This is a genomic window from Vibrio sp. 1F255 (genome assembly GCF_041439145.1).
In the GTDB taxonomy this organism is placed as follows: domain Bacteria; phylum Pseudomonadota; class Gammaproteobacteria; order Enterobacterales; family Vibrionaceae; genus Vibrio; species Vibrio crassostreae_C.
Map to the genome: position 1 here is coordinate 96,527 of NZ_JBGONQ010000005.1, position 24,573 is coordinate 121,099.

The following is a 24,573-nucleotide window of genomic DNA, read 5'->3' on the forward strand; positions in this document are numbered from 1 at the left end:
TAGCTTTTTTATTCTATTGCGAAGTGGTTAAGATAACGGAATTGAACAGAGGAATAAACTCTATTGAGTCAAAGTTATCTCAGTTATTGCTAATATTCTTATTTTTATCAGCAGGCCAGCGTCAAATAAGGGATTTTCACTTGTATTAACAGGCAGCTATCGGTATTTTCGTTTGAACACAACATAAAAATGCTGGAGCAGCAATGACTCAAGAAAATCAAAGCACTTTGCACCCAGAACTTGTCTTAGGTGATGTGCTGCCTTCTTATAACGATAATAATAATTCCAACCACTTATACGTTTCACTATCAGAATTGGTGATGGATCGTGTCTTTTATCACCCAAGTATCGAGAGTCACTTAGATACTTTGACTGATATTGAAAAAACGTCTTTAGATGCGATCCTTGGCGATAAAACTGTCGATGAGCATTTTGTTTCGACCTTAGTGATTGCCATTCAAGCTGCCGTTCAGCCAAATCACACTTCTGTTCGTATCGCATTAAGTAGTGCAGACAGCTATGGCTTCCGTTCGCTACTTGGCGGGAACTGTGAAGCTGAAGAGATTAACCCAGCACTAGGCGTTCGTGGCGTTGCTCGCTATGCAACACCAGAATACAGCAAGGCTTTCGCTTTAGAGTGTCAGGTCATTAAAACATTGCGAGAGCAGGGTATTAACGTTGAAGTGGTTGTGCCTTATGTACGAACATTAAGCGATGCCGCTAAGATTATTGACCTGCTTGCCGAGCAAGGGCTACCACGCGGCCTTAACGGTTTGAAAGTACTGTTCTCGTGCGATGTGCCGTCTGCAGTGCTACTGAGCGAACGTTTACTGCATTACTTCGATGGTGTAGTGGTAAACGTTGATAGCTTAGCGTCTTTCACTTTAGGCGTAGACAAACACAATGAAGCTCAGCAACACGCTTTTGATCCACAAAACGAAGCGGTTATTACCTTGTTGGATATGATTGTTAAAGCAACCCTGAACGCGAAGAAGCCAGTGCTGCTAGTTACGCAAGGTTTAGTCGATTATCCACGTCTACAAGGTTACATTGCTGACCTTGAAGGTGTTGAAACGGTCGTGACTGCGTAAATCGATTAGCTTGCCTGATAAGCCGACTTAAGGCGCTAATGCTTTGAGAATGAAAGAGATATCATTGTGCGATGATATCTCTTTTTTGTAACATTTTTTTGACATTCTTATCGCTAGTCGATTAACTGGTCTGATGACTAACTTGGCTAGGTAATTCGAATGTTGACCCCTCTACAAAAAGCAAATTTCTACTTAAGCATGTTTGGCTTTTTCAAAGTCCCACTTATCTGGTTGTGCCGACCAAAACTACTCGCGTTGGACAACCAACATGTTGAAGTGAAAATCCCGCTTAGAAGGCGTACTAAGAATCACCTTAACAGTATGTACTTTGGCGTTTTGGCTGTAGGTGCGGATGTCGCGGGTGGGTTTCTTGCGATGAGCAAATCTCAGCAGCAAGGTGAAAAGATCTCGTTGGCTTTTAAAGAGGTGACGGGTAACTTTTTGAAGCGCCCTGAAGGTGATGTGCATTTCACTTGTAACGACGGTGAGCTGATCAACACTATGCTGGCAGAAACCATGTCGACCGGAGAACGGGTCAATCAACCCGTAACCATTATCGCGACTTGCCCATCTTTACATGGTGACGAGCCGATGGCGGAGTTCACGCTTACGCTTTCAATTAAGAAAGTCCCTTCAAGAAAATAGCGATTAAATAATAGATTTTGGTTTAGAAGTCATGGGTAACGTTGAAGAGATAAAACAACGGTATGTGAATGGTTTCCACATACCGTTATAGAGAACTTTATAACGGCTCTATGACTCTTGAGTGATCTGCTCAATATCAACTATTTTTGAACGGTTCATAACGATCTTCCAACGGTAGTAGGTTGGTTTGTTATCATGGTTGTTCTCTTTAATGATCAGGTTGAGAAGATGACGCTTTTCTACTGATTCGCGGCTCACTTGTCCTTCATTCAAGCGGTAGATCTTGTTTGAGCCTTTATCCATCAACCGTGTCAGCGCTCTGAGGCTGATCGATAACGTTTCACGAGTCTCCTCATAACCACTCATAAAGGTCGATGTCGACATCTCAGTATGAGAGCGGTAATGCAAGATTTGCTCTTCACGTTGTACCACACGCTTTTTACGGATCGACTGAATGCGATCTGCAAGCTTAGAAAAATTTGCGTAGTCCAACCATTCCAGTTTATGGCCTACTGACTTGTTGGTCGTTGGATCATAGTAACGACGCTTCCATTTTGGCTTGCCTTTACGCAGCCAGCGCCAAAGGATGTCTCTCAAGTCATCTTTAAAGATCTCACGCAGTGCGTAAATGAAAGACATTGCCACGATGAAAGAGGCGGTAATCTCACCAAGAAAGTCACGAGCCAAGATCACAGTAGTGGTCACGACAACCATCACCAAACCGGTCGCGATGCCTTTCACGGCACGCTTAACGTTCTTACCCATCGACGTTGTCTTTTCTTTAAGCACGATAGGGTGTTCAATCAAACGACGCAGCAAACGCATCTTGTTACTCAAGCGGGTAACGTCCTCTCGAACTCTTGCTGAGTTGTAGCGGTTCAGTTTACGGTGCGCGGTCTCTTTATCACAAAGCGTTAAGAGTCGTTCTTTAATCGTTGAATACTCACTACCTCGTGGCATGTGTGAAACTAGCGATAGGAACTTTTGCTCGGTATACCAAGATAGGTAGTTATCGATATTAGCGTAGTAGCGCTTGAGATTTTCTTCGTAAGGGATGCTTCGGCGTAGCTTCTTCAAGATATCTAAAGCCAATTCAATGACTTCATCTACTTCATCAGCCGTTACGTCGTCACTATCAGTTTTATTTAAGCTGCTGACTGCTTTATCTAACGCGATAACATATTGGTAGGCAAACAGACTCAAACTGACACGATACTGTGTTGTAGATAAGCGTCCACGTTTTGCCAAGCGACTGTGTACCAAAGGTAAAAGTGTTTTGTCACTATAGTAGGCACGTTTTTGAGTGATTGAGCTGTAGAAAAAGGCACTTTCAGAAAGCACTTCAGGAGTCAGTCCAAGTTCACCGGGAATGAATAGATAAACGTCCATGTCGAGCTTTTTGGTCTTAGCCATGGCATGGTTAATTTTAAGTGTTATCGCATCTTGTTTATCAACGGTGATCAACGATGTCTCCTAGAATGTAAAAATATGAATGAAACTAGCGAAAGCATATCAGAGATCACGTATAATCTCCGCCAAATTTAAAGTAGAGACAACCTTGATGATTAATATTGGTCAAATAAACAACTTAGAAGTAGTAAAACAAGCAGACTTCGGTGTATTCCTTGACGCGAGCGACTATGGAACCGTGTTGCTGCCGAAACGATTTACTCCTGAAGGTGTTGAAATTGGTCAAAAGCTAGATGTTTTCTTATACATAGATTCTGACAACCAGATCGCTGCAACGACTGAAAAACCAATAGCTCAAGTAGGCCAGTTTGGTTTGATGACGGTTGAAGGTGTTAACAGCACTGGTGCATTCATGAGCTGGGGCGTGAAAGGTAAAGACCTTCTTGTTCCTTTCAGCGAGCAGCGTGGCCGTTTAAACGAAGGTCAGTCAATCTTAGTATATGTGTATATCGATAAAGCATCGAGCCGTATCGTTGGTACAACGAAGTTCAACAAATGGTTAGACAACACGCCTGCGACTTATAAGCAAAATGAGCAAGTCGATCTCATTATCGCTGAGCGCAGCCAGTTAGGTTACAAAGCGATCGTGAACGGTGAACACTGGGGTATGATTTTCCCATCTGACATCATCGGTAAGCTGTTCATTGGTAAAACACTAAAAGGCTACATTAAAAACGTTCGTGAAGAAGACGGTAAGATTGATTTGTCTCTTCAGAAGGTTGGTGTGGCTAAGATGGATGACCTAAGCACTAAGGTTCTTGACCTGCTTGAGAAGAAAGGCGGTTACCTGCCTTTGAATGATAAGTCTTCTCCTGAAGTTATTTTCTCTGCATTCAGAACCAGCAAAGGTACGTTCAAGAAGACAATTGGTGGTCTATACAAATCTGGCAAGATCACTATCGACAAAGAAGGTATCAGCTTAGTTAAGTAAGCGGTCCTTTCGGTCAAAAAAAAGCCCAAACCTTCCTGTTTGGGCTTAGGGGAAAGGGCTCCGAAGAGCCTACGCTAATCGTTTTAATCTTTTGACTGTTAGATTGAAGTATAGTTTAGATTCTCTAAAGTGCGATTTTTCTTTTTGGAAATAGTGACTTGAATTGATATTTATATAATTAGCTGTTGATTTACAAGCGCTCGCACACTGACTTATATGGCCGATAGAATAGAAAAAGCCCAAACAATTAACGTTGTTTGGGCTTTTTGTTTATTAAGGTGTATTCAGTGCGAACGCTTTTAGAAAAGGTTCTTATCGCGCACGAGTTCGCGTGGTAAACCGTTCTTCACTCGGTTGCCAACCCACTTACCAAGGCCGATGATTGCACCATTGTACTTCACTAGTACTTCACCTTTTCCTGACAAGTTTTCAGGGCGAACATCGCGGCCCATGAACCATTCACGAGCATCTTCAATACTAAGCTCTACAACATTAGCTTCATTACCTGTTGCGAGCGTTGTCGCTACTTGGTGCTGCCAGCGGTAACCTTTTTTATGGGTTTCAGCGATCTTGATTCCCATGCGAGAAAAACGGAACTCACCGATCATCGGCTCTAGCGCTTCTGGGAATAGCCAAACGTCTTTGTCGCGAATCCAAACCTGAGTATCGCTTGGCAATTCGATATCGAGAGTACTCATTAGTTGTTCAGCGACTTCTTGCTGAGTTTTCTTTGATGCTTTTTCAAATGGGAATTTACCCATACGTTTTTTAACTTCTGGTGGAGTAACAGACGCTAGTTTACGGATACGTGCAACAAAGAAACCTTCAGAGTCATAGACCTGTGGGAAGATGTGAAGAAAGCCTTCTTCTGTCGTGGTTGCTTTTGCGTTGTCGAATAGTGATTCAAGAGATTCAAATTCAACCGCATCACCAAAGGTTTCTTTTAAGTGATGACACACTTGTTGGTTCTCTTCGGTGCTAAGCGTACACGTTGAGTAAACCAAAACACCATTAGGTTTAAGAGCATGGAATGCACTTTCAATCAGATCTTTTTGCGTGTCGGCAATATCGACCACAGATTGATACGTCCAGTTCTTCATCGCATCGGCGTCTTTACGAATGGTACCTTCGCCAGAGCAGGGTGCGTCTAGCAACACAGCATCAAACTGTTCTGGTAACCAACCACCAAAAACTCGACCGTCAAAGTTACTTAGAGCGGCATTACGAACGCCACAACGTTCGATGTTAGCGTGAAGGACTTTCACACGGCTTGCTGCATACTCATTGGCAACCAATACACCGCGATTATTCATTAGCGCAGCGATTTGCGTTGTTTTAGAGCCGGGTGCAGCCGCAGTGTCTAGCACCGCTTGGTAATCAGCTTCGCCTTGGAAAAGTGCCGAGGGTGGCATCATCGAGCTGGCTTCTTGGATGTAGAAAAGACCAGACATGTGTTCTGCCGTATTACCTAGTGGCGCTTCACTATCGTCCGCTGTAATCCAAAAGCCCGTTTCACACCAAGGTACAGGTTCCAGTTCCCAGCCTTTCTCTTTTGCTCGTACTAGGAAGTCTTCAACACTGATTTTCAATGTGTTGATTCGAATACTTTTACGAAGTGGTTTTTGGCATGACGCAACAAAAGAAGCCATATCTAGATGACTAGGCATGATTGCTTCGATGTGCGTTAGGAATTCTTCAGGAATATATACGTTAGCGTGCAAAAGAGTATCTCGATTTATTGCATTAATGCGGGGAGTTTAAAGCAAAATGAGGCCGTCCTAAACCATATTTGCAGCAAACAACAAAAATGCAGCCTAATGGCTGCATTTTGATGAAGAATTAATCATCCAGAAACGTCAGAGAGTTCACTCTATGGACGAGGAATTGCGGTTCTCCATGATTTCCACTCATCTTCGGCTTGAGGATAGAGGTAGAAAGACTGATCTTCGCTTGCTACTGGTTGAAGTTCATTTGTCGGTGGCGTTGAGAATGTAATACCACCTCTTAACAAGCTGTCTACCGTTCCGGCTTTGATGTTTGCGCCTGACAGGCCGATAGAGACATCGACGCCCGACACGTTCCAGAACACGGTGTTTGCGCGGATTAGATACGCGTAGTCAGGTTCTATTTGAATCGTAGATATGATGCGATCAGCAAACTCGCCCAGCTGAACATCTATAACACTGCCAATTTCTAGTTCACGGAATAGGATAGGTGTACCTTCAGATACTGAGCCGCGCGTTTCGCTTTGCAGTTGGAATATCTTGCCTTCAGGCTGTACAGGTCCTTTGCTAAGCTCAAATTTCGTGTTTCTTTCACCTTTGCCCGGGTCTACGTTGATGTGTTTAGAGAGCAGCGCAGAGACGTTTTTGATGCCATTAAGGCCAATCTCAGGTTCTGCCAACCAGAAGTGACTGTTCGTCACGGCAATCTTGTCGACGTACTCAGGTAAAATACGCGCAGTAATTTCAATGCCGCCCTTGTTGAAGTTCGGAATCACCAAAGTAACCTCACCAACAGTGACACCTTGATATTTGATCGCCATGCCCTTGTTGACTTCTTGATCGCCAGAAGAGGTGATAGTAATCGCGCGGCCAAATTTTCGAGCAGATTTTGAATCTTTGTAAAGCTTCCACACGTCACCAAGTTTGTTGTCGATTCCCGGCAGAGAGTCAAAAGCAATACCGCCTTGGATAAGGGTTTTAACTGGTGCCGCTTTAATGCTGATACCCGATAGCGACGCATCAACCTCAACGCCTGATCGGTTCCAGAAAACAGTGTGCTTGTTGAGTAAGTGCGTGTAACGATTTTCGATTGTGACTTTGATTCTTACGCCACCGTCGGCAAGCTGAAAATCAGAAATACTACCCACTTGTAGGTTGCGGTAGAGGAGTGGACTGCCTTTAGAAATTGAAGGTAACTCACTGGCAAACAAAGAAAGTGTCTTTGAACCAGACTGATTAAACTTAGCAATTTCTGCTAACGACTTACTTTGGAAAAGTTGGTAGTCCGTTCGAGCTTCAGATTTACCTTCACTCACAAAGCTAATCGAGCCGGTAAGAAGCTGTTTTGCTGGTGGGACCGTAACACTCAAGCCTGATTCGGTTAGCTCTGCAGTCGCACTACCTGTCACAAAGAAACGGTTGTGGCTTTTGATAAGGTGCGCGTACTCATTATCGATAAGTGCATCCATGAAGACTTCGTGTTTATCAGAGCCCGTACCAACACCATCAACTAATCCCACATGGATGATAGAGCCAACGGCAATGCCTTTGTAGAGAAGTTGTGTACCGACATCTAACCCGAACGAATTGTTCGACGTTAAGCGAATCGCAACGGATTTCTCTTGTTCCTGACTGAATTCATTTTTGCGGATTGCAGTAAATCGACGCGCCTTTTCACCTTCACCCGGTACCAAGGTTAAAAAGTTACCTGTCACTAAATTGGCGATGTTTTTCATGCCAGTAAGCGACAGTTCAGCCTCTTCTAGAACGAATTTACTGCCGCTGTTTAAAAAGTCACTGAATGCCGGTTGGATAGCGGCAGATGCAACGACGTTTTCACGCCCTTCACTTAGCGATAAATCAGTGATTTGACCGATTTCAATGCCGCGATACATGATCGGAGCACCCGTTGCACTGATTTTATTATCATCGGGAACGGCAATCTTGATAGAGATACCTCGACCCGCTGTTTTCAGATCTGGGTAGAGTTTGAACTTAGTATTCATCTCAACCGGTTGGCCTTCTCCTGGAGAGTCGACCGCAATTGAACCGCCAAGCAATGCACTTAGGCTCTCTAAGCGAACATCAACACCAGAAAAGCCAATACTGGCACCTAAGCCACTGACATTCCAAAAACGGCTTTGGTCGGTAATGATATGGCTGTATTCATCTTTAATCGACGCTTGAATCGTAACGGATTTCGCGTTGTCGTTTAACTGGTAGTTGTAAACCTCACCAATTGGGATTTTACGATAAACGATTTGAGAGCCAACAGACACACCACCCAGATCTTTGGTCGTCAGTGAAATATTCAAACCTTCAGAAGCCAGCAAATCAGAAGGAGACGACTCTAAAGCCTGAAAAACGGTTTCTGGCTCTTCTTTAGTTTCGCTAGGGTGTATAGCGATATAGTTACCTGAAACAAGTGCATCTAACCCAGAGATACCAGACAAACTGGCCGTTGGCTTTACGAGCCAAAAACGTGTGCCTTTTGATAGTAGTTTCTTCGCTTCTGGGTAGATGTCAGCATCGACATAGATGCTCGATAGATCTTTGGATAAGGTGATGTCGCGCACCATACCCACCTCTAAGCCTTGGTAACGAATCGTTGTTCGACCTGCGACTAAACCTGCGGCATCTGAAAAGTATATCTGAACACGTTGGCCTGCATCGTGGATCGATTTCATGACCAACCAACCGGCTAATGCGACGGTTAATATCGGCAGAATCCACAAAGGTGAGATGCCTTTGTTTTTCCTTACTTCTGGTGAATATGACGTTTGTGATTGGTTATCGTTGTTCATTCACTGACTCATCTTTAGAGGTGTAGTTATCCCAAATTAGCCTAGGATCTAAGCTTTCCGCTGCTAGCATCGTGAGAACAACCACGACGCCAAAAGCGACTGCACCATAACCTGGTGTAAAGTTTAAAATTTGTCCGCGGTCGACCAAGGTCATCATGATCGAAATAACGAATAGATCCATAACCGACCATTTTCCCACCCATTTCACGATGAAATAGATGGTCATACGTTGTCTGTGGTAAATCGTACGCTTCATCTTGATACAGATTAAGATGTACGCGAGGCCCAGTATTTTCGCGACGGGAACGACGATACTGGCAATGAAAATGATCGCTGCAATGCCATACATATCGCTATTTATTAGCGACGCGACACCGGAAATTATTGTGTCTTCTAGCCTTTGTCCGTTGGTGATAAGGATAGAAATCGGAATGACGTTGGCTGGCACAATAGCCACTGATGCGGCAAACAACAGTGCCCATGTCTTCTGTATAGAGTAGGGCTTGCGGTGGTATAAGTCATGGTGACAACGCACGCAAGTATGCCCATCCGGTTGAGATAGGTGGCAGTTGTGACAGTGTACGTTCTTACTTTCAGTAAATGAGTAGTCAGATTCTTTTGTCCAAGCTTCCCAGTAGCGACGCACGCTGATGCGGCTTACCAACAATACACTGAAAAGCTGCAGAAGAATGAGGCCAACCAATCCAGGGCCGACAAAAATATCTGAGTAATCTTGCAGTTTGAAACATGAGACCGCCAAACTTACCAGAAACACATCCAACATCATCCAATGTTTTAATGTCTGGATGATGGCTAACGCATACCTAAATGGTGTAAAAAATTTGAATCGCAATGATAAATGGGTAATGAGTACCGATGTACACACGAGCAACGGAGCGATCGAACTGCAGAACAGGATCAGCAAACCAAGTAGAGGAAAGCCTTCGCCCATTAAGGTAAAAACACCCGATGGTAACGTCGCGGGTATCATGACGCCAATCAGGCGAATACTGATGAATTCAAAAAAGTGCGATGGGATAAACAGCAATAAGCAGGTAATTGCGATTGCTAGGTTTCCAGAGAGGCTAGGGGTACCGCCTCTATAAAGCTGAGTTCCGCATCTTGGGCAGTAAGCTGATTTCCCTAAAGGGATGTCCATTTTATCTACGGGAAGTTCGCAGCCCTGGCAAAGACGCACTGAGCTGCTGTCGCATTGGTGTTTTGTTGATAAAGGGTTGGTTACGGATGGGGAGGTCACGCGACCTCCCAAGTTGAAACGTAAGTTAGGTTAGCAACCCGACTTAAAGACTCAGAGCCACAAACATCAGGCGTGCGATTGCACACTACCGTAGAGTGTTTGATAGAGTCCTTGTTGTTCAACCAATTCACCATGTGTTCCCGTCTGTGTGACTTGTCCATCTTCTAAAACATAGATTAGATCGGCTTGTTTCACCGCTGATAATCGATGAGCCACTATCAAAGTTGTGCGATCTTTCAAAAACTCGCTCAACGCTTTATGCAGTGCTGACTCTGTTGCTGTATCGAGTGCAGATGTCGCTTCATCAAGAATAACAAACTTAGGATTGCTCAGCACCATACGAGCTATTGCTAAGCGTTGTCGTTGACCACCAGACAGTCGAACGCCATTCCTACCAATTTGTGTATCTAAGCCATTGCTCAGTTGCTTGATGACATCTTGCATTTGAGCGACTTCAAGCGCACGCCACAACGACATTTCGTCGTATTCAGCACCAAGGGTCAGATTATGCCTTAATGTATCGTTAAAGAGTATAGGTTGTTGTAAAACAACGGCAATTTGATTGCGTATTACATCAAAGCTGATGTCATCGGTTGTTTCACCGTTATAGCGAATGCAACCTGAGTCTGCTTGGTAAACCCCAATCAGCAACTGGATTAACGTAGATTTACCCCCTCCACTCGCACCGACCAAAGCGACTTTTTTACCTGCAGGGATGTGCAGCGATAGCCTATTTAAAACAGTGTTTTCTAATGTGTAAGAGAATGTAACGTCTTCGATGTCAACTGTCACTTCTTGATCTTCAGTAAATGGGTTCACTTTACTGATAGGGCGCTTCTCTTCTTCTAACTGAAGAAGATCGTTGATGCGTTGTAGTGCCGCTTTCGCGCTATACCAAGAGAATTGAATCCCTAGTAGCTCTTGGACCGGGCCTAACATGAACCACAAGTAGCCAAATACCGCGAAAATCTGACCAATGGTTAAGTCACTGAATAACACCATTAGCATAGCGACGGCACGGAAAAGCTCGAAACCTAGTAAGAACAGCAGAAACGAAACACGGCCAGCAGCTTCAGATTGCCAAGCGTATTTGTCTGCATCGATTCTTACTTGGTTTGCTTGAACCTTAAGTTCATCGAGAAAGATACGTTCTTTATTCGCCGCGCGCAGTTGGTAAATGCCATCTAAGGTTTCCACCAAACGGTTTTGAAAGCGCTCAAAAGATTGGTTTTCGTATTTCTTAAGGTGTTTGACCCTGCTGCCTAGTTTACGGGAGAAATAAATCACAACAGGATTGACCAGTAAAATGAACAACCCTAAACGCCACTCTAGCCACAACAGCACGATCGCTGTACCGAACACGGTCAGGAAGCTGATGATAAATTTAGAAAGAGTCGAGCCAATGAACTTATCTATTGTCTCTATGTCTGTTATTAGGTGGGCGTTGATACCGCCGCTGCCTTTGGTTTCGTATTGTCTAATACTGATGCGACCAAGCTTATCTATCATCTTGCTGCGCATTTGATAGGTAATTGTTTTGGACACAAGCGTAAACTGGCGCCCTTGCAGAATGTTCAACGCTTGGCTAACGGAGCGCATGATAATCACTAACAACAAAGTTAGTGCTATATAGCCAGTCGGTGTTTGTAATGAAGATGGAAGTAGGTGGTTCATCATCTCTAAGCCTGAAGCGGGCTTATCGAGTAATACTTCATCAACCATTAATGGCATGAGCAACGGGATAGGGACACTAATGAGAGTTGCAAATATGGCAATAATGTTAGCAAACAGTAATTTGGACTTGTGTTTTTTTACTTGAGTTATTAACCAAGAACGGCTAATAGTGTCTTCTGAATTGTTCATTGTAATGAGAATAAGTCCTATTTAGTTTGATGGCCGCATTCTACTGCGTTCTCTTGATAATGGAAGTCTCAATTTAATTGGAAGTTAATATGAAAATAGAACATTACCAACGCTTAACCAAACAAGCCGTTGCATTAATTGAATCAGAAACCGATCTAACTGCTAATCTTGCTAATATCAGTTCATTATTATTCATGGAATTGGATGACTTGAATTGGGCGGGTTTCTATTTAATGAAGCAGGATTTAGCTAAGGAAAAAGACGAACTTGTACTGGGCCCTTTCCAAGGTCAACCTGCTTGTGTGCGAATTCCGGTCGGGCGTGGTGTGTGTGGAACTGCGGTTGCGACGAATACAGTTCAGCGCATTCATGATGTTCATGAGTTCGAAGGTCACATCGCTTGTGACGCTGCAAGTAACTCAGAAATCGTTATTCCGTTCTCGATTGGCGGAAAAATCGCGGGCGTTCTTGATATTGATAGCCCAAATGTTGGTCGTTTTTCTCAAATTGACGAGGACGGATTGACATTTTTCATGGCAGAAGTGGAAAAGCTGCTTAATTCGCACGCGAACAAGGCATAAATTATTCTCTTACTGTGGTTTTTCCCAAGCATCTCTTTATAATACGTAAAAATATTTTCTTAATGCTCGCGGAAAACCGCAAAAACCAGGAACCCACATGGAAAACACTGAAAAGTTAAAAAACAGCAAAGAAGTTATCGCATATATTGCTGAATGTTTCCCTAAATGCTTTACTCTAGAAGGTGAAGCGAAGCCACTTAAAATTGGTATTTTTCAAGATCTTGCTGAACGTCTAAATGAAGACGAAAAAGTAAGTAAGACTCAGCTTCGTGCAGCGTTAAGACAGTACACATCATCATGGCGTTACCTGCACGGCGTAAAAGCTGGCGCAGAACGTGTTGACCTAGACGGCAACGCGTGTGGCACACTAGAAGAAGAGCACGTTGAACACGCTAAAGCTACACTTGCAGAAAGCAAAGCGAAAGTTCAGGCTCGTCGTAAAGAACAAGCACAAAAAGCTCGTGAAGAAGGCAAAGCGAAACCTAAGGCGAAGAAAGCTCAACAGCCTCGTCGTCAAGCGCCTAAAGCACCAAAAGTAGAAAAGCCTGTAGAAACACGCGCTTTGAACGCTGACGAATTCATCGCTGGCAAAGAAGTAAATGTGAACATGGGTAAAGGAAACATGGCTGCGACCATTGTTGAAATCAATAAGGAAGATGTGCGTGTTCAGTTAGCAAACGGCCTACAAATGGTTGTTAAAGCGGAGCACTTGCGCGCTTAAAGGAGATACTCCTACGCATGAAATGCCGTTCAAAATTGACACTGATTGCTGCTAGCTTTTGGCTAGCAGCTTCAGCTCAGGCTCTTGAAGCCAAATTAGATCAGGACGATTTACCTCTACTCGCTCCTGAGGTCCAACACGAAACTGCTAGTAAACGTGTTACTTCTCGATTTACTCGTTCTCACTATAAACACTTCAATCTCAACGATGATTTCTCTCAAGCTATCTTTAATCGTTACTTAGAGATGCTGGATTATAATCGTAATATCTTCACTCAAGCTGATATTGACTCTTTCTCTGCGTCATCTAAACAAATTGATGATCAGCTGAAATCGGGCAATAACCAGATTGCATTCGATGTTTATAATCTGTCTATGCAGAAGCGTTTTGAACGTTTTCAATATGCATTGTCTTTGCTAGATACAGAGATTAAGTTTGATACCGATGAAAGTATTGAGCTCAATCGTAGTGAAGCTGAGTGGCCAAAAGATATCGCTGAAGTGAATGAGCTTTGGAGAAAACGCGTTAAATATGATGCGTTGAATCTAAAACTTACTGGTAAAGAGTGGCCAGAGATTCAAGAAGTTTTGGAAAAGCGTTACAACAATGCGATGAAGCGTATTACGCAATCGCATAATGAAGATGCTTTCCAGATCTACATGAACGCATTTGCGCGTGAAGTTGATCCTCACACAAGTTACCTTTCTCCAAGAAATGCAGAACAATTCCAATCTGAGATGAACCTATCTCTAGAAGGTATTGGTGCTGTGCTTCAGATGACAGACGACTACACCGTTATTCGCTCTTTAGTTGCTGGTGGCCCTGCGTCAAACAGCAAACAATTGAGTGATGGAGACCGCATTGTTGGTGTTGGTCAAGATGGCGAAGAAATTGTTGATGTTATCGGGTGGCGTTTAGACGATGTAGTACAACTTATTAAAGGCCCTAAAGGGACCAAAGTTAAGCTACAGATCTTGCCAGATGGTAAAGATGCAAAAAGTCACGTTGTCACAATTGTTCGCGATAAGATTCGTTTAGAAGACCGCGCTGTTAAATCAGAAGTGATCGAGAAAGACGGCAAGAAAATTGGTGTATTAGAAGTACCAAGTTTCTACGTTGGCCTTTCTAAAGATACCGATAAACTGATCACCGAGCTTAAAGAGCAAGGTGTTGAAGGTATTATTGTTGACCTCCGAAACAACGGTGGTGGTGCACTGACTGAAGCAACTGAACTCTCTGGTTTGTTTATCAAAGAAGGACCTGTTGTTCAGGTTCGTGATAGCTACGGTCGTGTCAAAGTGAACAGCGATACTGATGGTCAAATCAGTTACCAAGGCCCGTTAACGGTATTGGTGAATCGCTACAGTGCTTCAGCGTCTGAAATCTTTGCAGCAGCGATGCAAGATTATGGCCGTGCGATTATCTTGGGTGAAAACTCTTTCGGTAAAGGTACGGTGCAACAGCATCGCTCTTTGAATCATATTTATGATTTGTTCGATAAAGAGTTAGGCTACGTTCAATACACAATCCAAAAATTCTACCGAATCAATGGTGGTAGTACGCAAAACAAGGGTGTAATACCTGATATTGCTTACCCAACGCCAATTGATCCTGCAGATACTGGTGAAAGTGTTGAAGACAACGCTCTTCCTTGGGACAGCATCGACAAAGCGAAGTACTCAGTGTTACAGCGTAACGATGAGCAGATCGCAGCGTTGACGGCTAAACACGAAGCTCGTATCGCAACAGACATGGAATTTGGCTTTATCGCGCAAGATATTGAAAAATATAAGGCAGATAAAGACGACAATGACCTTTCTCTGAATGAAAAGGTTCGTCAACAAGAGAGTGATGATGCGGATGCGCTTCGTCTAGAGCGTATTAACCAACGTCAAAAAGCCGCTAAGTTAGAGGCATTTAAAACGTTGGATGATATTCCAAAAGACTACGAAGCCCCGGATGCTTATCTTGATGAATCAGTTGCTATCATGCTGGATATGATCAAGAAATAAACAAAATACCTGTTATAAGGTGATTGTTTAAAGACGTACTATTTGAAAAGCGAGCTTAGGCTCGCTTTTTTTGTACCTGTGTTCTTGCCTCGAATAATGTCATGTTAACGGCATGCTTCCTCGCTTTTTAACTTGCTGCAGAACCACTGTTATTTGATTTTCGGCTGTGAAGTACACTGTAAAAATAACTAAACTTAAGTATTATTTTTCGAGTGATAATGACATTTAAGTTACTTCGCACTTAAAATTTAGTGACTTAGATCATATTTTTTCGCTTTCTATTCATTACGTGCCTAAGCTTAAAGAAAACGAGGGGACGCTTATGAAATGGATTCTACTATTTTTATCTTGTTTAAGTTTTGTGGCTTTTGGGAGCGAGGTCGCTTCGAGTAGCCAACAATCAAAAAGTGATAGTAATCTATCTCATTTTGACCTTCCTTTGCTGCTTGGTGATTGGTATTTGATGAATCCTGATCCTGAGCAAGGCACTGAAAACTTTAGAGCGATCAAGCTCACTCTTGATTCAAACTACTCATTCACTATCGATATCCAAAAGAAAGACTACAGTGTCGATCATTGGGAAGGTTTGTATAACGCCAATGAAGACACGATTATTTTGGGTTTGAATACCTCAGAACCTCAGGTTTACGCGTACAGCAGTAATCACAACATGCTGAATCTTAACGGTGTTATGTTCACCAAGGCCTTGCCAAATGCATTGGCGGGAATCTGGTCCAGTGCCCAACTGTCTGGAAGCGATCTACGTGCGAGTAACATTCAAAAAATGGATTTAGTCCTTCAGCCGGACTTTATATTCATGTTCCGAGTATCAGATGAAGAAGGTGGTGAAGTCATTCGTCGCGGGGTGTATTACACAGAAGGCGATCAACTAGTGTTACTTTATGAGAACGGTGAACACGGCACTCGATATACACTGAACAGCGATGTGTTAACGCTGCAAGGTGAAGAGGGAGATATGTTTGCGGTACTCAATCGCATTCGATAATCGTGAGTTTTAGCAGTAACGGCGTACTCGTTGATAATATTGTGCACAGTTCATTTCTTAGGCGTTCCTGTCTGATTTGATTGATAAAATAGCAAAACATGGAGGCATTTTCTTACAATGCCTCCTTTTTTTAATATTCCCCTTGTTTTATTGGCGCTCAACCTTTAGATATATACAGTTAAAAAATAATTACGTATAACGATCAAAAGGAACCCGTCATGGCACATACACCTCAAGCCAAGTATCGTAAAGATTATCAATCACCATCTCACACGATTTCTGAAATCGATCTTACTTTCGATTTGTACGACTCAGCATCCATTGTTACGGCTGTTTCTAGTGTTAAGCAGGAGAAAGACAGCACGACATTAGTACTTGATGGTGAAGGCTTGAAGTTGGTTTCTGTTTTGGTAGAAGGTAAAGAGTGGACTCAATATGAACAGTCTGAAACTCAACTTACGCTGAATGACCTTCCAAAAGAATTTACTCTAACCATCGTTACCGAAGTTAACCCTGAAGGGAACAGTGCACTTGAAGGCTTGTACAAGTCGGGTGGCGCGTTCTGTACTCAATGTGAAGCTGAAGGTTTCCGCCGTATCACTTACTACATGGATCGCCCAGATGTGTTGGCGAAATTCACTACAACGGTAATTGCAGACAAAGCAGAGAACCCATTCTTATTAAGTAATGGTAACCGTGTAGATGAAGGTGAAGCTGAAAACGGTCGTCATTGGGTGAAGTGGCAAGACCCACATCCAAAACCAGCGTACTTGTTTGCTTTAGTAGCGGGTGACTTTGATGTACTTCGTGACGCATACACTACACAATCGGGTCGTAAAGTTGACCTAGAAATCTTTGTTGATAAAGGCAATCTAGACCGTGCGAGCCACGCGATGGTTTCTTTGATTAACTCAATGAAGTGGGACGAAGAACGTTTCAATCTTGAATACGACTTAGACATCTACATGATCGTAGCCGTTGATTTCTTCAACATGGGTGCGATGGAAAACAAAGGCTTGAACGTATTCAATTCGAAGTTCGTTCTAGCAAACGACCAAACTGCAACGGATACAGATTACCTAGGTATTGAAGCAGTAATCGGCCATGAATATTTCCACAACTGGACAGGTAACCGAGTGACGTGTCGCGATTGGTTCCAGTTAAGTCTGAAAGAAGGCTTAACGGTATTCCGTGACCAAGAATTCTCATCTGATCTTGGTTCTCGCGCAGTAAACCGTATTAACAATGTACGTATCATTCGCGGTCCACAATTTGCAGAAGATGCTAGCCCAATGTCTCATCCAATTCGTCCAGAAAAAGTGATAGAAATGAATAACTTCTATACTTTGACCGTGTACGAAAAGGGCAGTGAAGTGATCCGTATGATCCACACATTGTTGGGCGAAGATGGTTTCCAAAAAGGCATGAAGCTGTACTTCGAACGTCACGATGGTACGGCGGCAACATGTGAAGACTTCGTCGCGGCAATGGAAGATGCGTCGGGCATCGACCTATCTCAGTTCCGTTTATGGTACAGCCAATCTGGTACGCCGACGCTGTCTGTTGAAAGTAAGTACGACGCAGAGAAGAAACAGTACACGTTAACAACTCGCCAAGTAACAGCGCCAACTCATGAGCAAACGGAAAAGCAGGCTCTGCATATTCCTCTTGATATCGAGCTGTACACAGCTGCGGGTGAAGTTGTTGAGTTACAATGTAACGGTAAGCCAGTTCATAATGTATTAGATGTGAAAGAAGCAGAGCAAACGTTCGTGTTTGAAAACGTTTCTGAGCAACCGATCCCATCATTACTTCGTGAATTTTCTGCGCCAGTGAAACTGGAGTACAACTATTCAGATGAAGAACTGATCTTCCTAATGGTAAATGCACGCAATGAGTTCTCTCGTTGGGATGCGGGTCAAATGCTATTAGCGAAGTACATCCGCAGTAACGTTGAGAAGGTTCAACAGGGTCAAGCGTTTGAGCTTTCTGATTCTGTTGTTGATGCATTCCGTGGCGTACTGCTGAGTGATTCACTAGAGCCTGCGTTTATTGCAGAAATGCTCTCTCTACCAAGCCACAATGAAGTATCAGGTTGGTATGAGCGTGTTGATATTGATGCGGTCGCATCGGTTCTTAACTCGATGAAAGTTACATTAGCTGCAGAACTTGAAGACGAGTTAGCGGCGGTTTATCACAGCCACGCACTAACAGAATACACGATCGATCACGATTCGATTGGTAAGCGTACTCTACGTAAAGTTTGCTTAAGTTACTTAGCTCATACTGGGCAGGGTAATGACTTGGTTGTTGCGATGTATCAACAAGCGAATAACATGACAGATACGATGGCAGCAATGGGCGCGGCAAACAGTGCACAACTACCATGTCGTGAAACCTTGATGGTGGATTACAGTGACAAGTGGAAACACGATGGTCTTGTTATGGATAAGTGGTTTGCATTGCAAGGTACAAACCCAAGTTTAAACGCACTTGAAGTGATCAAAGCGTCGATGTCGCACCAGGCGTTCAGTTTGAAGAACCCGAACCGTACCCGTAACTTGGTCGGTTCATTCTTAAACATGAACCCGGTTCAATTCCACGACAAGTCTGGTCAAGGCTATGCATTTGCTGGCGAGATCTTACGTGAGCTAAACAGCAGCAACCCACAAGTGGCTTCACGTCTGATTGACCCGCTACTTAAGTTCCGTAAGTACGATGATGTACGTCAAGCTCTTATCAAAAAAGAACTAGAGACGTTAAAGAACATGGACAACCTAGCAAAAGACTTGTTTGAGAAAGTGACGAAAGCACTAGAGGCTTAAGTCAGCGCGCATTCAGGTAACTGTTTGCTAATAAGCGGTTTACTAATAAACTGTTTGCTACAACGAAAGGTCATCAGTGGTAGAGAATATCTGCCACTGATTTTTTGTTTCTGGTTCATCGAATTTTCGATAAGCTAGAGCAGCTTCAAGTTCAGTTTCACCGTCAGACATCTAAAAGTGCCAAAAAACACTGGCACTGTATATTTATACAGGTATCGTATGAATCGCTATATTTTCCAACTTAACATCTCATATCAGCAGTTTTTGGCCAGCTATTCTGGTACGGCAAGTAAAGTTCAAGTGATAACAACAACAGGTTTACGCTTACAGTTACCTGCAACTCGGTTCAGACCATTTCTTACACAAATAGGGGTTAGAGGGCAGTTTAGGCTGACAACTGACCAAAAAAATAAGTTTATTAAGTTAGAAGCTCTGTAAACCTTGGCATGCCTAGTGAGTTAAAAGGAATCTTAATCACATAATCAAACATTTCAGCTCTTACCACCTCCAAAACAATTAACTATTTTTCAATAATGCTTTTACAATAAATGAATGCATTACCTTTGCTTAACTCGTTAGTAGAAAAGCGCTCAACGGCACGTTTCAAACACCAGATTAAGTGATCCCCCTAATAATAAAATATAATTCTAATTGTGGAGTGTGACTATGACCGCACGTGAAACTGTGGTTCCAGTTTTACTTGAAAAAGTTTACAAGCTGATTCAAGACAAACTTGACCTTGCTCATCGACCTCTCGTAACTCAACTTGCTCAACACTTGTTTAGTAACGTTTCTCACGACGATCTAACTCAGAGAAACGAATCCGATTTATACGGTGCTGTAGTTAGCTTATGGCATCACATCAATGAAAAGAAAGCCGACGAAATCTCTGTACGCGTTTTCAACCCGACGGTAAGTCGTCAAGGTTGGCAGTCTACTCATACTATCGTTGAGATAGTCGTTCCAGACAGCCCATTCCTTGTTGATTCCGTAAAAATGGCACTTACTCGCCTAGACCTTTCTTCTCACCTTATGCTTCATAACCCAACACAAATCTCTCGCTCAGATAAGGGCAGTGTTGTCGGTGTAAGCAATAACGAAGGTGCATTCCAATCGCTTTTCCATATTGAGGTTGACCGTCTTAGCAGTAAAGCTGAAATGACAGCTCTTAAAACGGAGCTACTGGATATCTTTACCGATACTAGCTTAGTTGTGAACGATTGGTTGAAGATGGTAGAACGACTTGAAGAAGTAACCAATCAAGTAGAAAAGCAGAAAGAGAGCATTCCTGTAGATGGCCAACGTTTTGATGAAACGTTGGCGTTTCTTCGTTGGTTAGGTGAACACAACTTTACATTCATGGGTTATAAGGAATATGACCTAGTTTCAGTTAACGGCGACACTGAACTGCAACCGACCAAGGAGCAAGGTCTTGGTTTGTTTGCGAACTCAGATCGTGTACGTAACGTTAAGCTATCTGAGTTTTCTGATTCGGCACGTCTTGAAGCGAAAAAGCCTTATGTGCTTATCGTAACCAAGGGCAACACGGCTTCACGCATTCACCGCCCAGCTTACAACGATTACATTGGTATTAAGAAGTTCGATAAGAACGGTAAGGTCATTGGTGAGCACCGCTTTACTGGTCTTTACACATCTGCCGTTTATAACCAAACCGTTGAAACGATTCCTCTTGTTCGCGAGAAAGTAGAACGTATTTTGGATGCGAGTGGTTACCGTGAAGGTTCATACTCTTACAAAGCGCTGCACAACATTCTTGAAAACTACCCACGTGATGAACTGCTGCAAGCTCGAGAAGAAGAGCTACTAGAAGTCGGTACGGGCGTAGTACAAATGCAAGATCGCGATCTCCTGCGTTTGTTTGTTCGCAAAGACCCGTTTGGTCGTTTCTTTAGCTGCATGGTTTACGTAACAAAAGATCGTTACAACACTGAGCTTCGTCGCCAAACACAGCGCATCTTGAAACAGTACTTTGGTTGTGAAGAAGAGGTTGAATTTACAACGTACTTCTCTGAAAGCCCGCTAGCAAGAACGCACTATATTGTTCGTGTTGATAACAACAACATGGATGTGGACGTGAAAACAATTGAGCAAAATTTAATGGAAGTATCGTCTACGTGGGATGACCGTCTGTCTGAATCTATCATTGCAAACTTCGGTGAAAGCAAAGGTCTTCCATTGTCGAAAGAGTACATGCGTGCATTCCCACGTTCGTACAAAGAAGACATGATGCCAGGTTCTGCTGTTGCCGACATTGAACGTTTAGAAGCGCTAAGTGAAGACAACAAACTGGGTATGCTTTTCTACCGTCCTCAAGAAGAAGCGGCAGATTCAAAAGCCGTTCGTTTGAAGTTGTTCTACCACAGCGATGAGCCAATTCACCTTTCTGATGTTATGCCAATGCTTGAAAACTTTGGCCTACGCGTTATCGGTGAATCTCCATATGAAGTGCGTAAAACCAACGGTGTGACCTATTGGATCCTTGATTTCTCTATGCTGCACAAGAGCGATAAGACCATTGATCTTCGTGAAGCTCGCGATCTTTTCCAACAAGCCTTTGCGGCAATCTGGGCGGGTGAGTTAGACAGCGATGGTTTCAACCGCTTAGTACTTGGCGCTGGTCTTTCTGGCCGTGAAATCTCAATCTTACGTGCTTATGCTCGTTACATGCGTCAAGTTGGTTTCCCATTCAGCCAACAATACATTGAAGACACATTGTCTCATTACCCAGAATTAGCGAAAGGGCTAGTGAGCCTATTCGGCAAGCGTTTTGACCCGAAACTGAAGGGCAGCGTAAAAGGCCAACAAGATCTTATTAAGAAGATCACTGAACAGTTGGATCATGTAGAAAGCTTGGATGATGATCGTATCATTCGTCGCTACATGGAAATGATCACTGCAACGCTTCGTACTAACTACTACCAAGTAGACGAGAATAAGCAGTCTAAACCTTGGTTGGCTCTGAAAATGAGACCAAGCGAGATTCCAGATATCCCTGCGCCGGTTCCTGCGTTTGAGATCTTCGTTTACGCACCAGACATTGAAGGTGTGCATTTACGTGGCGGTAAAGTAGCACGCGGTGGTTTACGTTGGTCAGACCGTCAAGAGGACTTCCGTACTGAGATTCTAGGCCTAGTTAAAGCGCAACAAGTTAAGAACACGGTTATCGTACCGGTTGGTGCTAAAGGTGGTTTCGTTTGTAAGCGTCAACACATGATGTCTGGCCGAGACGAGATCTTTGCTGAAGGTCAACGTTGTTACAAGCGCTTCATCCGTGCATTGCTAGACGTTTCAGACAACATCATTGAAGGTGAGGTTATCCCACCTAAGAGCGTTGTTCGTCACGATGAAGATGACCCATACTTGGTTGTTGCAGCCGATAAAGGCACCGCGACATTCTCAGATCTAGCGAACTCAGTAGCTGAAGAGTACAACTTCTGGCTAGGTGATGCGTTTGCATCGGGTGGCTCTAACGGTTACGACCACAAAGCCATGGGTATCACGGCGAAAGGTGGCTGGGAATCGGTTAAACGTCACTTCCGCGAAATGGGTATTAACTGTCAAAGCACAGACTTCACTGCCATTGGTGTGGGTGATATGGCGGGTGACGTATTTGGTAACGGTATGCTGCTATCTAAGCACATTCGCTTGCAAGCTGCGTTTAACCACATGCACATCTTCATTGACCCGAATCCAGAATCAGCATCAAGCTGGGTAGAGCGTGACCGTCTGTTTAATCTGCCTCGTTCAAGTTGGGAAGATTACAATAAAGACCTGATTTCTCAAGGTGGTGGCATCTTCTCTCGCCGAGCGAAGTCTATCTCTTTGACACCTGAAATTCAGAAAATGCTGGGTACCAAGAAAGCATCAATGGCACCAAACGACTTGATCAAAGCGATCTTGTCTATGAAAGTTGATCTACTTTGGAACGGCGGTATTGGTACTTACGTTAAGTCTTCTAGTGAGACTCATACCGATGTGGGTGACCGTGCAAATGACGTGCTACGTATCGATGGCCGTGACCTGAAAGCTAAGGTTGTTGGTGAAGGCGGTAACTTGGGTATGACTCAATTGGGTCGTATTGAATACGCTCTAACGGGCGGTCGAGTTAATACTGACTTTGTCGATAACGTTGGTGGTGTAGATTGCTCGGATAACGAAGTTAACATTAAGATCTTCTTGAATGGCTTGGTGTCTAATGGTGATCTTACCGTTAAGCAACGTAACCAAGTTCTTGAATCTATGGAAGATGAAGTAGGTGAAATCGTACTAGACGACGCTTACTGCCAAGCTGAGTCTATCTCTGTTACTGAGCATCAAGGTGTAGGCTTAGTGAAAGAGCAAATCCGCTTTATCCACACAATGGAAAAAGCCGGGTACTTAGACCGTGGTTTGGAATACATCCCAGATGACGAAACGCTGCTAGAACGTGAGAAGCAGGGCCAAGCACTAACAAGACCAGAGCTATCAGTATTGATCGCTTACGGTAAAATGGTTCTAAAAGAAGATCTTGTGAGTGATGACATTGCGAATGATGAGTTCCATGCTCAACAACTGATGCAATACTTCCCAACAGAGTTACGCCGTAACTACTCTCAGCACATGGATAACCATCCACTTCGTGCAGAGATCATTGCGACTGCGCTTGCTAACCAAATGGTTAACGAGATGGGCTGTAACTTCGTGACTCGCTTGCAAGAAGAGACGGGCGCGAACATTGTTGATATTGCGAATGCTTACGCGGCATCACGTGAAATCTACGGCCTGGGTAAGGTATTGAAGAGCATCCGTGAACTGGACAACATCTCAAGTTCTGAAGCTCAATACGAATTGCTTTACCATGTACGTCGTACGCTTCGTCGTCTAGCACGCTGGTTGCTAAGAAACCGTACCGGTAAACAGTCAGTGAATGCATTGATTGAGCTTTACCAAGGTGATGTCGTCGCAATTACTGAGAAGCTGGATGAAAACCTAGTGGCTTCAGAAGTAGAAGAGCATCAAGCAATGGCTCAAGTATGGATTGACCAAGGTGTAAACGCTGAGCTGGCTAATTCAGTGGCTCGTTTGTCTAGCCTGTACTCAGCACTGGATATATCTACAGTGGCTCGTGAAACAGGTAAAACAGTACAGCAAGCGTCTAAGCTTTACTTCAACCTAGGCGACCGTTTGTCACTGCACTGGTTCTTGAAGCAAATCAATGGCCAAGCTATAGACAACAACTGGCAAGCACTGGCGCGTGCAGCATTCAGAGAAGATCTGGATTGGCAGCAACGCCAGTTAACTGGTCAAGTACTTAACTGTGGTTGTGCTTCAGATATCGATGTGATTAAAGCGCTTGATGACTGGATGGAAAGTAACTCTGTTTCTCTACATCGTTGGGAAAGCATCCTAAACGAATTCAAAGTAGGTTCTGTTCATGAGTTTGCTAAGTTCTCAGTAGCACTGCGTGAATTGATGCTGTTGAATCTAAACTGCATGTCAAAAGACTAGTTACTAGATAAGACGAAAAAGTATAAGGGCAGGCCAAAAGGTCTGCCTTTTTCGTTTCGGTAAAGTGGAAACAATAGGCCTAACGACTTTTGAAGAACAAACTTCGACGCAAACGTTGTTTGTTGTTAAGTGAC

15 protein-coding genes are annotated in these 24,573 nt (G+C 43.5%); 10 read left to right on the forward strand and 5 right to left on the reverse strand.

The features are described from left to right. Positions 1–203: 203 nt before the first annotated feature. Positions 204–1,091 (forward strand): putative PEP-binding protein, encoded by an 888-nt coding sequence (locus tag ACED41_RS05225; RefSeq protein WP_136974300.1) that lies wholly within the window; start codon positions 204–206, stop codon positions 1,089–1,091. 159 nt (positions 1,092–1,250) lie between these two features. Beyond that, positions 1,251–1,736 carry a PaaI family thioesterase gene (locus tag ACED41_RS05230; RefSeq protein ID WP_017059696.1) on the forward strand — a complete coding sequence of 162 codons (486 nt, stop codon included), beginning with the start codon at positions 1,251–1,253 and terminating at the stop codon, positions 1,734–1,736. Between the two features lie 108 nt (positions 1,737–1,844). Here the strand turns inward: ACED41_RS05230 and ACED41_RS05235 are convergent, their stop codons facing one another. Beyond that, entirely contained in the window at positions 1,845–3,200 is a 1,356-nt protein-coding gene (locus ACED41_RS05235) for a hypothetical protein (RefSeq protein ID WP_371724600.1), read from the reverse strand. Between the two features lie 28 nt (positions 3,201–3,228). Here ACED41_RS05235 and ACED41_RS05240 point away from each other — a divergent pair, with 28 nt between their 5' ends. Then, on the forward strand, positions 3,229–4,137 hold the full coding sequence (locus ACED41_RS05240; protein ID WP_017059694.1) for a S1 RNA-binding domain-containing protein: 909 nt from the start codon (positions 3,229–3,231) through the stop codon (positions 4,135–4,137). A 299-nt stretch (positions 4,138–4,436) separates the two neighbouring features. Here ACED41_RS05240 and rsmF read toward each other — a convergent pair whose 3' ends face one another. The 4 genes from rsmF to ACED41_RS05260 all read right to left on the reverse strand — a co-directional run bounded on the left by rsmF (position 4,437) and on the right by ACED41_RS05260 (position 11,786). Beyond that, complete coding sequence (gene rsmF / locus ACED41_RS05245; RefSeq protein ID WP_371724601.1) at positions 4,437–5,858, reverse strand: 16S rRNA (cytosine(1407)-C(5))-methyltransferase RsmF; 1,422 nt, start codon at positions 5,856–5,858, stop codon at positions 4,437–4,439. Positions 5,859–6,007: 149 nt separating this feature from the next. Further along, positions 6,008–8,665 (reverse strand): MlaD family protein, encoded by a 2,658-nt coding sequence (locus ACED41_RS05250; protein WP_017063837.1) that lies wholly within the window; start codon positions 8,663–8,665, stop codon positions 6,008–6,010. Next, positions 8,652–9,935: a paraquat-inducible protein A gene (locus ACED41_RS05255; RefSeq protein WP_065585048.1), complete on the reverse strand. Its 1,284-nt coding sequence runs from the start codon at positions 9,933–9,935 to the stop codon at positions 8,652–8,654. The genes ACED41_RS05250 and ACED41_RS05255 overlap by 14 nt, the downstream gene beginning before the upstream one ends. Before the next feature lie 54 nt (positions 9,936–9,989). Beyond that, on the reverse strand, positions 9,990–11,786 hold the full coding sequence (locus tag ACED41_RS05260; protein WP_017059690.1) for an ABC transporter ATP-binding protein: 1,797 nt from the start codon (positions 11,784–11,786) through the stop codon (positions 9,990–9,992). Positions 11,787–11,875: 89 nt separating this feature from the next. Here ACED41_RS05260 and ACED41_RS05265 point away from each other — a divergent pair, with 89 nt between their 5' ends. From ACED41_RS05265 to ACED41_RS05295, 7 genes are all read left to right on the forward strand, one after another. Then, positions 11,876–12,367: a GAF domain-containing protein gene (locus tag ACED41_RS05265; RefSeq protein ID WP_017059689.1), complete on the forward strand. Its 492-nt coding sequence runs from the start codon at positions 11,876–11,878 to the stop codon at positions 12,365–12,367. Positions 12,368–12,464: 97 nt separating this feature from the next. Further along, positions 12,465–13,088 (forward strand): RNA chaperone ProQ, encoded by a 624-nt coding sequence (gene proQ / locus ACED41_RS05270; RefSeq protein ID WP_017057223.1) that lies wholly within the window; start codon positions 12,465–12,467, stop codon positions 13,086–13,088. Between the two features lie 17 nt (positions 13,089–13,105). Beyond that, a complete protein-coding gene (prc, locus tag ACED41_RS05275) occupies positions 13,106–15,100 on the forward strand; it encodes a carboxy terminal-processing peptidase (protein ID WP_371724602.1) in 1,995 nt (664 codons plus the stop codon). A gap of 322 nt (positions 15,101–15,422) precedes the next feature. Then, the gene (locus ACED41_RS05280) at positions 15,423–16,106 is read left to right on the forward strand and encodes a hypothetical protein (protein WP_017059686.1); all 684 of its coding nucleotides are present in this window, start codon (positions 15,423–15,425) and stop codon (positions 16,104–16,106) included. 218 nt (positions 16,107–16,324) lie between these two features. Continuing rightward, complete coding sequence (gene pepN / locus ACED41_RS05285) at positions 16,325–18,931, forward strand: aminopeptidase N (RefSeq protein ID WP_371724603.1); 2,607 nt, start codon at positions 16,325–16,327, stop codon at positions 18,929–18,931. 219 nt (positions 18,932–19,150) lie between these two features. Next, positions 19,151–19,369: a DUF2835 domain-containing protein gene (locus ACED41_RS05290; RefSeq protein ID WP_081325156.1), complete on the forward strand. Its 219-nt coding sequence runs from the start codon at positions 19,151–19,153 to the stop codon at positions 19,367–19,369. A 228-nt stretch (positions 19,370–19,597) separates the two neighbouring features. Then, positions 19,598–24,439 carry an NAD-glutamate dehydrogenase gene (locus ACED41_RS05295; protein ID WP_017063846.1) on the forward strand — a complete coding sequence of 1,614 codons (4,842 nt, stop codon included), beginning with the start codon at positions 19,598–19,600 and terminating at the stop codon, positions 24,437–24,439. Positions 24,440–24,573 lie beyond the last annotated feature (134 nt).